We start from the raw sequence: 12,785 nt of genomic DNA on the forward strand, positions 1-12,785 counted from the left end.
TTATGAGTGGTTAGCGGTGGTCAGATCCCCGACTTCTTAAAGAAGTCGGGGATCTTGTAGCCCTGCAAAATTAATGGGACAGACCACTAGTCTAAATTTACACAAAAGTTTCTTTCTCTAGAGGAGAGGGGGACAACTGCCGTTGTCCCCCTACAAATAATTTGTATTCCTTTCAATGGTTCAGCCGTTTAATCTTCATCAAGGGCTGGGAAAGCTTCTTCAAGCTGCCACAACCTATCTTTGTTTTGAACGAACCAAATACGAGTTTCTGGAGTTAATTTGCTCCAAATGACTTCAACAGGGATGTGAGGAGATGCATATTGGTACTGCTGACCAAGTGATTTGAGATTGTCTGCCACATCACGGGGAATTCCGAATTGTTCCCAGTCAACTGTTATGTGCCTTCCCGAAACTCCGGCTGTGGGGTCAAAAATCAATTGCGCTGATCTGACTAAATCAGCAAAGTGTTTCGGTTTGAGTTTTGTGATCTCCTGAATTTGGAGTGATTCGTTATGCTCTTGAGACATTATCGCCGCAGTGGTAAAGATTAGTGATTCAGTTGAACTTACTGCCAGAGATTTTTATCCCAATATTTTTACTTTAGCGCAGAGCTACTAACTTGATCATGACTTAACCACATAAGAGGTTTGAGCAAATTGTTTAAGGTAAACAAACTTTTGATACCGTGTCTAAGCTAGTGCAAAAAGGTTTGTAGTAAGCACTTTAGTGCATAGAAAATAAGGACTAAAGCAATACGCTTGGGTTAAGCCCCAAATCCAATGCAAGAGACGTTGCATTGCAGCGTGTTTACATATCAAAAATCCTTAACCCAAGGGTATTAAGGACTAAAGTCCTTACTACGAACGTCTCGATTTTAGTGACGAGTATAAGAACGCTCAAACTGAGTTTTGAGTGTCTGAGCCATAGCGGACATTGCAACTGCTGCTACAGAAAGCGATATTGCTGCGATTCGTATTCTATAATCATCTGCAAGTATTGCTACAGCAGCTAGAGCGATCGCTACCCCTATACAACCTTGTTTAACCCTATTTGTAACTTGATAAGCTCGATTGCATGAACTACAAATAAGTGTGTGTCGCGAAAATCTGTCTAACAAAATTAGCTTTGAATTCAACTCGCTATTCTCAACATTTTTCAATGTAGAATAGCCTTGATAAAAAGGCAAAGATGATCCAAATTGATCTAGCCACTTCCGGAACTCAATCACTAATGTGTCAGATGTTTTCAGCGGCAAATATAGTTCTTTGAGACTTGTTCCCAAGCGCTCAATTTCTGCCTGTTGTCCCGCAATCAGGGGCAAATCCTGCTCTAATATTTTGTTGGTATTTAAGTGATCAAGCCAGCGGGGTCTCAGCTTGACTCCCCAAGTCATGAAATCACGATAACCTCTAGCTAAAAGACGGCATCGCCCTTTGCCTAAAGGGATTGAATACAAAGCTAGTCCAAATGTCCAACCTCGGTCTTCAATATAAGCAGTGTTCAGCACAAGACTTGGAGCCACAAAATCAATATATTTCCAGGCTTCATTTGATTTGTTAGTTCCCCGCCACCGGCCTTTAATCCCCTTAATCGAACTCTCTAGAACTTCCATTTCTAGCGGTTGGGCATTTTTGCGATTACTACCACCTCTGGTGCCATGATGGCTAATAGCAACATGAGCAGGATCGATGACGTTCTCTACTAGATATGTTTGGTCATAAGGCAGATCCAATATAAAGTCTGTATGTACAAATCCTGGCTTATCTAAATCTGGCAGAATTGGAATAATTTCATCAACAGCAGTTTCTTTTTCGCCAGCCCACACCCAAATCATGCCTTGGCGTTCTACAACCTTAAAGGATTGTACGCAAGCATTGGCTGGAATTTTTGCATCTGCTGGTAATTGGGGAATGTGCAGACATTCACCATCACTACCAAACTGCCAACCGTGATATAAACACTCAATTTTGCCGTCAATAATTTGTCCTTCAGAAAGTTTCGCTGTACGGTGAGGACAACGATCTGTTAAACAGATAAACTGTCCATCTTTGTTTTTGAATAAAACCAAAGGTTCATCGTACAAGGAAAAGCTATGAGGGCGGTTGCTAGGCAAGTCTTGCACAAAGGTAACGGGATACCAGCATTGCCTCCATTTAAATTCTTGCTTTTCCTCAAGTGACTCAAAGGTAGAAGTTGGTGGTGTCGCCTGTAGTGTCTCTGTTTCTAATGACATAGTTTTCTCCAGGTTTCTATAATTTTATACCTTTGAATCAGCAGATTATTAGTCCCAGAGATAGAATTTTTCTAGCGTCAAACTTCAAAATTTAACAATGTAAATGCACTAGAACATTCCTGCTTTAGATACGTTATTTGATTAATTCAATGTTGTATCTTTTACCTCAGTTAATCATTTTCGATCAGAACTGTAACAGCTGCGATCGCAATCAACATTTCATCATTTTTATCGTTGAGTTCGGGAATCGCCCGCCCTTGAACTATCATCCCCCCAGATTCTACGGTAAGACTTTTCCGACCAAATGGTAGTACAGCTAGTACTTCTTCTTCTCTAACTTGTTCTGGATATGGTACTGCTACTTGAACCTCTATAATCATTTCATTGGGGTGACTTAAGCCTGCAACTTCCCAAACACCAGGTAAAGCATTGTGAGCGATCGCATTTCGTACTGCCCTAGATGCTGCTACTGTTGGTTCTTGTCCATGCTGATCTATTCCCATCCCCATTTCAATAATCAACCGTTTACGTGCCATTACTACCTCCGGTAAATTCTGCACCGATAAATCAGGAGCCAAGAGCCAGAATTTAGAGTTATCTGAATTCTGACTTATGACTCCCCAAACGAGAGCATGTATATTATGTATGGCCTTCTGGGGAGAAGGGAAAATTAGTGGCAGATTTTGATTCGTTTTGCAACTTCTGCTTGAGGTGCTTTAGAGCATGTGCTGCAAGCGACTCAGACGCTCTGAGTAACTTTTCATCACCTTTAGGGCAAACATGGGTGTTTCCTGAACGGCAAAGAGAAACTTTTTCTCATCAAGGAAACCCAGTTTGGTATCCACCTTGGTAATAGCTGTGTAAGTTCTTTTTGCTACTCCCACAAGTACCCCGGCCCCAAAAACTTCGCCCGTTTCAATAGTTTCTACAACCTTGCCATTGACTACTATATCGACTTCTCCTTCCAGAATGCCGTACATTTCATTACCAGGCTGTCCTTCTTCAAAGATGACTTGACCTGCTGAAAATCCTTTAGGGTCGGGCTGTTTTTGAAAGATACTGACTGTTAATACAGGACTTAGCATTAGAGCAACCCCAAAATTATTGGTTTTTAGACGAAACTTTTTGATAGCTTTAGGCGAACCCAGAAAAGTATACTACTTTCTGTTGCTTAACTCTCAATCTCCGCAAAATTCCTGATGAGTCCCCTAATTTCTTAAAAACCTCTCCCTGGTTAACTACTTCGGCGGAATTCCCCATCCGTCTATACGGTGGGGATGGATAGCCGGGTGACGACGAAAACACCTCCGACTAATATTAACCGCAGGTTAATTAAGGAGTGGGGTGTTTGAGAAGTCACCAATTATTTTTTTTGGCACTTTATCACAATCTATATTTATGGTAGAGTAATTATGTCAAGGAGGTGAAAGTGAAGTGTTACACAAAGTTGTACAAGTCCGTTTATATCCGTCAGTTGAGCAAGAAATACAACTAGCGCAAACTTTTGGGTGTGCTAGATGGTGGTGGAATTATGCTCTGAATAAATCTATTGAGACTTACAAAGAGACGGGTAAAGGGCTTGGACGTGCTGCACTTAACGCATTTCTTCCTGCACTCAAAAAAGCTGAAGAGACGATGTGGTTATCTGATTGTTACAGCCAAGTTTTACAGGCTATAACACTTAACCTAACTACGGCGTACAAAAACTTTTTTGAGAAACGTGCTGGATTTCCTAAATTCAAATCTAGACACGGAAAACAGTCTATCCAGTATCCTCAAAACGTCAAGATTGTAGATGGCAATGTTAAACTTCCTGGCAATATTGGGATAGTCAAAGCCAAAATACACAGGACTATTGAGGGGAAAATTAAAACTGTTACTGTAAGCAAAACGCCTTCTGGTAAATATCTTGCATCTATCCTGACTGAGTTAGAGGGTGAAAACCCAATTATTTCAGAAGGTAAGATATATGGTATTGATCTAGGCTTGAAACATTTTGCTATTGTTACTGACGGTGAGAAAATCTCTAAATATGATAATCCTAAACACCTTGCCAAACATGAGAAAAATCTCAAACGTAAGCAAAAGAAATTAGCGCGTAAAGGAAAAGGGAGTAATTCGAGAAATAGATACAGAAAAGTTGTTGCCAAGGTGTACGAGCGAGTTAGTAATTCGCGGCAGGATTTTCTACATAAACTTAGTTATAAGTTGGTCAGCGATAGCCAAGCTGTCATAGTAGAAAATCTTAATGTCAAAGGCATGGTTCGTAATCACAAATTAGCGAAATCAATATCTGATGTTGGATGGGGGACATTCACTAACTTTTTAGCTTACAAACTGGAACGCAAAGGTGCAAAGTTTGTTGAAATTGATAGGTGGTTCCCCAGTTCCAAGCTCTGTCAAAAATGTTTCTACCAAATAGGTGAGATGCCATTAGATGTCCGTGAATGGACTTGTCCCCACTGCAATACTCACCATGACCGTGACGCGAACGCCGCGATAAACATTAGAGCAGAAGGAATCAGAATGATAAAGGCGGAAGGTTCAGCCGTCTCTGCTGTAGGAGGGGAGGTAAGTCCTACTCTTGGGCGAAAGTCTAAGTTTAGGCACTCCCCAATGATTACAGAAGCCCCAACTTCAACCGTACTCGGTAAGTTGGGGTAGTTCACCCGTCTCTCTCCAAGTCCTATGGTGTACACACAAGTCTCTTGACCTGCACCTTTGTTGCATCGACCTGCAAAAATTAACCTGCCCTACGTTACGCAGTAACTTTAAAAGACTTGTGTCTACACCGTCGCCGAGTCAAAGAGGGAGAAACTTGAACAAAAATTCCAGGTAGAGAGGTTTATCGAACTGACGTTCAAATAGGGAATTTTGGTTATCAAGAAAGGCACTTATGCTGGAGACTCATTTGGCAGAAGGGAATGCTGCTTCCATTTCTGTTGCCTGTGACCGTACCGAACTTGGGTCTAAAACCCTGCCATCTACACGGCACTTACAATTGGGAGCCAGTCCGGTGGACGGGTTCCCCGGCATAAAGGAACTGGCGTGCGGGGTCTGAATCTCCGACGAAAAAGTTCCTTCTGCCTCCTGCCTCCTGCCTCCTGCCTTCTGCCTCCTGCCTTCTGCCTCCTGCCTTCTTCAACAGGTCATCTTCTATAATTGATAAAACCTGCACACCTAATTCTAGGCATGAGACTGTGACCGAACCAGGAAGTTACAAAGATACTGTTAACCTACCCAAGACTAATTTTGATATGCGGGCAAACGCCATCAAGCGTGAGCCTGAAATCCAAAAATTTTGGGAAGAAAATAAAATTTACGATCGCCTCTCCAAAAATAACCCCGGCGAATTATTTATACTGCACGATGGGCCTCCCTACGCTAATGGCTCACTCCATATTGGTCATGCCTTAAATAAAATTCTCAAAGATATTATTAATCGCTACCAACTGCTAAAAGGGCGTAAGGTTCGCTACGTCCCTGGTTGGGATTGTCACGGTTTACCAATTGAGTTAAAAGTTTTGCAGAACATGAAGTCAGCAGAACGGCAAAACTTAACGCCTTTACAACTCCGGCAAAAAGCGAAAGAATTTGGTCTAGCGACGGTAGATGACCAACGCCAAAATTTTAAACGTTACGGTATTTGGGGTGATTGGGACAACCCTTATCTAACTCTCAAGCCGGCTTATGAAGCAGCTCAAATTGGCGTGTTTGGTCAGATGTTCTTAAAAGGCTACATCTATCGCGGTTTAAAGCCGGTTCACTGGAGTCCCAGTTCTAAAACCGCTTTGGCTGAAGCTGAGTTGGAATATCCAGAAGGTCACGTTTCCCGCAGTATCTATGCAGCTTTTGCAATCACAAGTTTGGCGGAAGCTATAAAACCACTGTTGGCGGAATATCAGTCAGATTTGGGTGTGGCTATCTGGACAACCACACCTTGGACAATTCCAGGGAATTTGGCTGTAGCGGTGAATGCAGATTTGAACTATGCAGTGGTGGAAGTTTCACATCCAGAGGCACAAGCGCAGTGTAATTTCAAATACCTAATCGTTGCTGCTGATTTAGTAGAACGTTTATCTTCAACCTTGGGAGTTGAGTTAACCGTAAAAGCCACGTTCAAAGGGAGTGACTTAGAACATACTACTTACAGTCATCCTTTATTTGACCGCGAAAGTCCGATTGTTGTAGGCGGTGATTACATTACAACTGAGTCGGGTACTGGGTTAGTACATACCGCACCCGGTCATGGTCAAGAAGATTACATTGTTGGTCAGCGTTACGGTTTGCCCATCCTTGCACCAGTGGATGACAATGGCAATTTTACCGAAGAAGCGGGACAATTTGCGGGGTTGAATGTGCTGGGTGATGGAAATCAGGCGGTGATTGATGCACTGGCTGCGGCTGGTTCCTTGTTGAAGGAAGAACCATACCCCCACAAGTATCCTTATGATTGGCGGACGAAGAAGCCGACGATTTTCCGCGCCACTGAACAATGGTTTGCTTCCGTGGAAGGATTTAGAGAAGAAGCACTAAAGGCGATCGCAACGGTAAAATGGATTCCAGCCCAAGGTGAAAATCGGATCACGCCAATGGTGGCGGAACGTTCCGATTGGTGTATCTCCCGTCAGCGCAGTTGGGGTGTACCCATTCCCGTTTTCTACGACGAAGCCACGGGAGAACCACTTCTGAATGAGGAAACTATCAACCACGTTCAAGGAATTATCGCCGAAAAAGGTTCTGATGCTTGGTGGGAACTTTCAGTTGAGGAGTTGTTACCAGAATCTTATCGTAATAATGGCAAGTCTTACCGCAGAGGTACAGACACAATGGACGTATGGTTTGATTCTGGCTCATCTTGGGCATCTGTCGTCCAACAGCGTCCAGAGTTACGCTATCCTGCTGATATATATTTGGAAGGTTCCGACCAACATCGCGGTTGGTTCCAGTCAAGCTTGCTCACCAGTGTAGCGGTAAATGACATTGCGCCTTACAAAACTGTACTAACTCATGGCTTCGCTTTGGATGAGCAAGGGCGGAAGATGAGTAAGTCAGAAGGAAATGTGGTTGACCCAAATACAATCATTGAAGGCGGGAAAAATCAAAAAGTAGAACCGGCTTACGGTGCAGATATCTTGAGATTGTGGGTATCATCGGTAGACTACTCCGGCGATGTCCGCATTGGCAAAAACATCATCAAGCAGATGAATGATGTCAGAGGCAAAATCCGCAATACGGCGAGGTTTTTGCTGGGTAGCTTGGATGATTTTGACCCGGAAAAAGATGCAGTCCCCTTCGAGGAATTGCCGGAACTTGACCGTTATATGCTACACCGCATCACCGAAGTGTTTGAGGAAGTCACCGAAGCCTTTGATACTTTCCAATTCTTCCGCTTTTTCCAAACAGTGCAGAATTTCTGCGTGGTGGATTTATCCAACTTTTATTTAGATGTTGCCAAAGATAGGCTGTATATCAGTGCAAAAGATGCTTTCCGCCGTCGCAGTTGTCAAACGGTGCTGAAGATAGCTTTAGAAAATTTAGCACGAGCGATCGCACCAGTACTATCCCACACTGCCGAAGATATCTGGCAATATCTCCCTTATAAAACACCTTACAAATCGGTGTTTGAAGCCGGTTGGGTGCAGGTTGAGGAAAAATGGCGTAATCCAGATTTAGCGGAATTTTGGGAAACGCTGCGACAACTCCGCACCGATGTTAATAAGGTGTTAGAACAAGCCAGAATTGAAAAACTCATTGGTTCTTCTCTGGAAGCGAAAGCTTTGATTCATATACCCCACAAACAGTTAGGCGATGCTATCAAAGCCTTTAACCCTGCTAAAGGTAACGGGATTGACGAACTGCGCTATTTATTGATGACTTCCCAAGTGGAATTATTAGATTCTGCTCAAGAGTTGCAGGAATTAAAATATACAGCGCAGACGGAAGACTGGGTAATTGGGGTAGTGAACGCAGAGGGACAAAAGTGCGATCGCTGTTGGAACTACTCTACTCATGTGGGAGAATCAGCAGAACATCCGCTAATTTGCGAAAGATGCGTTGCAGCCTTAGCCGGAGAGTTCTAAAAGCAATCCCACAGCGCTTGCAGATTAAAAGTCACCGAAACAGTTCTGAGTGCTTAGTCAAAAATTGAGAAGGCAGAAGGCAGGAGTCAAAATTCCCTTCTGCCTTCTGCCCGACGCTCGCGGACTCGCTAACGCTGCGCTATCTGCCTTTCTTCGATAACGTTTTGCTACCAACGAAAGGACTTTTAAAACATCCTCTAAGCCCTAACATTGCCTCGTTGCCGCCTCGTTCCCAGCCTGGAGGCCTTGTCATTACCCCAATACAGTTCAGATAAGACCAAAACACTTGTAGAGACGGCGATTTATCGCGTCTCGAAAACCCACAATTTTGTATACTTAGCCCTTAACTGAACCGTATTGGTCATTACCCTGACTTTTCACGTCATGTGGAAAAGCCCATGAAAGACCTAACCCCCTAGCCCCCTTCCCGACACGGGAAGGGGGAAAATTCAAAGTCTCTCTCCTTGTAGGATACTGTTGGCGAATTCGTGAAGGGTTAGACCCCTCACCCCTAAAACCTTGCTTTTGCGTTGCTTTCCGACCCCGCAATAAATTGCAGGCTAATAGCTGAAGTGCGTTGAAACGCACTGAATTAACATAGATTGGGGATAAGGGGTTAGACCCCCTATTAATTCGCCAACAGTATCCTTGTAGGAGAGAGATTTAGAGAGAGGTTTTCCAGATCCTGTGAAAAGTCAGGTCATTACCAACATCTTTTAAAGTGAAGAAGCGGTGTAGTAGGGTCAGGGTATGAAGTTGGAAAATTTCACAGACCTCCAGAATTGGGCGACAGAACTGTTCCTGTTCGAGCCAAAAACTCATGGCTAAGTTCAATAATTTACCTTGAATTACTTGGGCATCCTCTGAACAAAATTTCTGTGCAAATTCTCGATCAAATATATTACTCTAAACTTCCAAAAACTCTTGCCAATTTTCAATTGTTTCACCTTTGCTTTGGTAAAATACCAACTCCCGCACCAGTTCCGAAAATGCCTTAATCCAAATATCTGCCAGCACTAATTGATAGTCAATGCTAGCTTGAGATAGCTGGATTAAAGCATTAAATGTTTTCAGCAGCTGGTTAATTTCACAGGTATACTGCTGTGTGACCATTAGGTTTACTCGGTTGTTTTTTTTAACAAAACACTAATGCACTCCACCATTTTGAGTCTGCGCGGAATCATAAATGCCCCAATATTCAATACCGCGATCGCGTAATATCGGCTCGACGCGATGAATTTCTTCTTCTGAGCCTTCTAGGATGAGCAAATAATAACTCTGCTGGAGGCGATCGCTATAAACTCTGGCTCTCTCTTCGGGTATGCCTAAATCACCTAGTGCCTTTAACAAATTTTGATTTGCTGCGGCTCCCACAGCGACACCTGCAACGCTACTGACTAATGCTATACCCACGGAACCTGCTGCGAGTACGGCTCCTAAACCGGGAAGTGCCAAACTACTCAAACCAAGTAACGCGCTACCCCAAGTAGTTGCTGTCAGCGTGTCTCCTACGGCTCCGGTTGTATTGACATCTTGATTACCAATGCGATCGCTTACTTGGGTTTCGCCTAAGTTATCGCCTTGCTTTACATCTTTAGCAATGACAGAAACTTTCTCCATAGGAAAGTTTGCAGTTTTCAATTCATTAATTGCCTGCTCTATCTGTTGAGAATTAGCAAATACTCCTAATGCACGTATAGTATCTTTAGTTATCATATTTCCCTCTTTCACAATTGCATTAGTGCGTCCATTTCTAACTCCTGTATTCGCCTCAATTGACGAGTAGATGAAGTATTAAAACGCTACTAAGTTGTTTAGTAAATTGATTTCCCCAAGGGGGGATAAATATAAGTGAAGATTTAGCGAACCAAGTGGAGTACATCACGTACTAAACTATAGCCAGCCAAATCCCAAAGTAGGTAAGAAACAAAGCCAATCATCGCTAAACGACCATTCCACAGTTCTTGTTGGGGATTCCACCCAAAAATCCAAGCATTGCGATCAATACCGTTATAGGCTTTAGCTTCAGTAGATAATTCAACCGCTTTGTTAGTTTGAGTTGCCATTGCAAATATTCCTTAATAACTCTACTACACCCACATCTTAGTTACTATTACGGTTGCAGTTCTCTGTCTATTGGGGAATCTAAAAGTGTCACGGGAAGTATCTGTAAGCATTATTTAGATTTTTGATATTTTCGACTACAAAGCATCAGTAACTTGACCTAAAAAGCTTGCAAAACCTCATTTGTAGCTTTCAGGCTAAACTTTTAAATTAAGCAATCTACTAATGCTATTTATTTTTTTGACAAACAGTCTCTTAGTCTGATTTATTCCTCAAGACCGATGCAAAAGCAGATTTGATTGAACCTCCCGCTTCCTTGATTTTCTGGGCGATGGGTTGCTCATTATGTAAAAACACACGCGCACAGTTGCGCCCCGGCAAACCGGAAATTGAACCACCCGGATGAGTTCCAGCACCAGTAATATACAAGTTATCAATTGGTGTTTTGTAGTTAGCTAATTCCGGCAATGGACGGAAGCAAAGCATCTGTTCTAAAGTCATATCGATGTGGTAATAATTACCTTTGTAAGTCCCTAACCGTTCTCCCAACTCAGCCGGACTTTCGACATGACGGGCGATGATTGAATGTTGCAGATTGGGGGAATATTGCGCCAGTTTATTAATCACCCTGTCTGCAACTTTGTTTTTCAGTTCATCCGTCCAACCCGTACCTTTTAAACCTGTACCCTCTGCACCAGCAATTTGATAAGGAGCAAAAAACTCTATCCATAATGTGTGTTTGCCTTCTGGTGCCATTGATGGGTCGAGTCCGGTAGGCATTACCACATACATTGATGGGTCTTCATCAGGAATTTTGCCCAGAGTAATCAGACTATGAGCTTGTTCCACATGATTCACCGAATCAGCAATCAGAATAGAACCCATCAGATAATTATCTTGGTGATTGTGATGGACAAAACGCAATGGTTCAGATAAAGCACAATCAATTTTGAGGATGGTTTCATTGTTGTTGACGATGCGGCGGTCTAACCTTTCGCGCAAGTTGCCATCGCTATTATCGACATCGTTACTATCCATTAATTGCAGGAATAAGCGCTTGGCATCAATACTTGAAATTACACCTTTGTTAGCACGATATTCTTTGCCACCAGCAACCCGCACACCAACAGCTTTACCATCATCTACCAATACTTTTTCTACCCTTTGGTCGGTGAGGATCATACCACCTTCAGCTTTTACCATTTTCACTAAAGCTTCCACAAGTCCGCCACTACCACCACGTGGTCTTGCCATACCGGGATTATGACGCAACATCATCATCATTGCCCCAAAGGACATAGCTTTTTGCGAGGGAGGGGAACTCAGTTCTGCTGAAAGCCTAGCCAGAGGTGCTTTGACAAACTCAGAATCGAAATACTCGTTAATATTATCTGTGGCACTGCTGAGTAAGGTACGGAGTAAATCAAGGGTTGTGTTAGAGCCACCTAGAAGGGAAAATAAGTCTTGCAGACTATTGAGATTGTAATTGCCAGCAATATCAACAATTGATTTAGGTGGTGCATTGAAGAAAGGAGCAATCCCTGTGATAAAGCGTTGCCAAAAATCGGCATATTCAGCGTATTTTTCAGCATCATGCTGACTATAGCGGGCAATTTCTGCACAAGTCTTTTCCACCGATTTGTGAGCTAAGAAATACTTGCCATCTGGATGGGGGCAAAAGGCAACTGGATCGCAGCTAAGATATTCCAAGCCATACTTGTGCAGTTCCAATTCCTGGATGACTGGCCCTAAGAAGATAAACAGATGGTTAATCGCGCAAGGACTAAATTTAAAACCAGGTGCTTCATCAGGCATAAGTTCTTCAGTTGTAGAACCGCCACCAGGGAGCGATCGCCCTTCTAATAACAGGACGCTGTAACCAGCTTTCAGCAGGTAGCCAGCACAAACTAAGCCATTATGACCAGCGCCAATAATTACAACGTCATACGATTCCATGACTGCAATGTGGGGATTAAAGTATATTCCCTGATATTAGGAAGTGCTGAAGATATCTAAATCTTTCGTGGGTTATAGAATATTTATAATCTAGTAGTAGTATTTTTCTCGAACAGAATTCAGGAGTCAGAATACAGGAAAGGTATTCTGTATGACTGGCGGATAGCGTCGGCGGCAAGCGAGTCATCGATATAAAAGTATTAATCCTCAAGAATGATTTTGAAAATATCCGATTATTCTATCTTCACTAAATATTAATTAACTGCTAAATTTATTACACTAAAGCTTCTAGCAAAATCTGTATTAACTTTAGGTCAAAGAATTGACTTATGAGATAGAAGCCTAACCACAGTTATATGTTAGTTATTTCTGTTCAAGGAGTTTATAGTCAATACTAGGACCAGCCCTTTCAAGGTGTCTGCTTTTAGGTATTATTTTTGGGATAGAAT

Annotated in this window: 10 protein-coding genes; 2 read left to right on the plus strand and 8 right to left on the minus strand. The window is 42.7% G+C overall.

Features of this window, described 5'->3' with window-relative positions; translation table 11 throughout:
- Positions 1-188 precede the first annotated feature (188 nt).
- The 4 genes from ABF638_RS33960 to ABF638_RS33975 all read right to left on the minus strand — a co-directional run bounded on the left by ABF638_RS33960 (position 189) and on the right by ABF638_RS33975 (position 3,318).
- Positions 189-527, minus strand: a complete 339-nt coding sequence (locus ABF638_RS33960) for a hypothetical protein (protein ID WP_196508641.1) — start codon at positions 525-527, stop codon at positions 189-191.
- A gap of 347 nt (positions 528-874) precedes the next feature.
- A complete protein-coding gene (locus tag ABF638_RS33965; protein WP_435027206.1) occupies positions 875-2,233 on the minus strand; it encodes a Rieske 2Fe-2S domain-containing protein in 1,359 nt (452 codons plus the stop codon).
- Positions 2,234-2,403: 170 nt separating this feature from the next.
- The gene (locus ABF638_RS33970) at positions 2,404-2,769 is read right to left on the minus strand and encodes a Lin0512 family protein (RefSeq protein ID WP_420758509.1); all 366 of its coding nucleotides are present in this window, start codon (positions 2,767-2,769) and stop codon (positions 2,404-2,406) included.
- 180 nt (positions 2,770-2,949) lie between these two features.
- Entirely contained in the window at positions 2,950-3,318 is a 369-nt protein-coding gene (locus tag ABF638_RS33975) for a Crp/Fnr family transcriptional regulator (RefSeq protein ID WP_196514110.1), read from the minus strand.
- Positions 3,319-3,667: 349 nt separating this feature from the next.
- Between ABF638_RS33975 and ABF638_RS33980 the strand changes: the two genes are divergently transcribed.
- Both ABF638_RS33980 and ileS read left to right on the plus strand, forming a co-directional pair.
- On the plus strand, positions 3,668-4,897 hold the full coding sequence (locus ABF638_RS33980; RefSeq protein ID WP_435027207.1) for an RNA-guided endonuclease InsQ/TnpB family protein: 1,230 nt from the start codon (positions 3,668-3,670) through the stop codon (positions 4,895-4,897).
- 536 nt (positions 4,898-5,433) lie between these two features.
- Positions 5,434-8,316, plus strand: a complete 2,883-nt coding sequence (ileS, locus tag ABF638_RS33985) for an isoleucine--tRNA ligase (protein WP_435027208.1) — start codon at positions 5,434-5,436, stop codon at positions 8,314-8,316.
- Positions 8,317-9,222: 906 nt separating this feature from the next.
- On the opposite strand, the gene ABF638_RS33990 is transcribed toward ileS, so the two are convergent.
- The 4 genes from ABF638_RS33990 to crtO all read right to left on the minus strand — a co-directional run bounded on the left by ABF638_RS33990 (position 9,223) and on the right by crtO (position 12,336).
- Positions 9,223-9,429 carry a poly(R)-hydroxyalkanoic acid synthase subunit PhaE gene (locus ABF638_RS33990; RefSeq protein WP_435027209.1) on the minus strand — a complete coding sequence of 69 codons (207 nt, stop codon included), beginning with the start codon at positions 9,427-9,429 and terminating at the stop codon, positions 9,223-9,225.
- A gap of 33 nt (positions 9,430-9,462) precedes the next feature.
- Positions 9,463-10,032, minus strand: coding sequence for a general stress protein (locus ABF638_RS33995; RefSeq protein WP_435027210.1), 570 nt, complete (start codon positions 10,030-10,032; stop codon positions 9,463-9,465).
- Between the two features lie 143 nt (positions 10,033-10,175).
- On the minus strand, positions 10,176-10,382 hold the full coding sequence (locus ABF638_RS34000) for a high light inducible protein (RefSeq protein ID WP_435027211.1): 207 nt from the start codon (positions 10,380-10,382) through the stop codon (positions 10,176-10,178).
- A 253-nt stretch (positions 10,383-10,635) separates the two neighbouring features.
- Positions 10,636-12,336 carry a beta-carotene ketolase CrtO gene (gene crtO, locus ABF638_RS34005; protein ID WP_435027212.1) on the minus strand — a complete coding sequence of 567 codons (1,701 nt, stop codon included), beginning with the start codon at positions 12,334-12,336 and terminating at the stop codon, positions 10,636-10,638.
- Between the last annotated feature and the right edge of the window lie 449 nt (positions 12,337-12,785).

Origin of the sequence: Nostoc sp. CALU 1950 (assembly GCF_051172895.1) — a bacterium.
Lineage (GTDB): Bacteria > Cyanobacteriota > Cyanobacteriia > Cyanobacteriales > Nostocaceae > Nostoc > Nostoc edaphicum_A.

Coding starts and splice junctions, on each gene's coding strand:
- ABF638_RS33990 (WP_435027209.1), bottom strand. CDS start 9,429: ATGGTCACACAGCAGTATACCTGTGAAATTAACCAGCTGCTGAAAACA.
- ABF638_RS34000 (WP_435027211.1), bottom strand. CDS start 10,382: ATGGCAACTCAAACTAACAAAGCGGTTGAATTATCTACTGAAGCTAAA.
- ABF638_RS33965 (WP_435027206.1), bottom strand. CDS start 2,233: ATGTCATTAGAAACAGAGACACTACAGGCGACACCACCAACTTCTACC.
- ABF638_RS33960 (WP_196508641.1), bottom strand. CDS start 527: ATGTCTCAAGAGCATAACGAATCACTCCAAATTCAGGAGATCACAAAA.
- ABF638_RS33995 (WP_435027210.1), bottom strand. CDS start 10,032: ATGATAACTAAAGATACTATACGTGCATTAGGAGTATTTGCTAATTCT.
- crtO (WP_435027212.1), bottom strand. CDS start 12,336: ATGGAATCGTATGACGTTGTAATTATTGGCGCTGGTCATAATGGCTTA.
- ABF638_RS33970 (WP_420758509.1), bottom strand. CDS start 2,769: ATGGCACGTAAACGGTTGATTATTGAAATGGGGATGGGAATAGATCAG.
- ABF638_RS33975 (WP_196514110.1), bottom strand. CDS start 3,318: ATGCTAAGTCCTGTATTAACAGTCAGTATCTTTCAAAAACAGCCCGAC.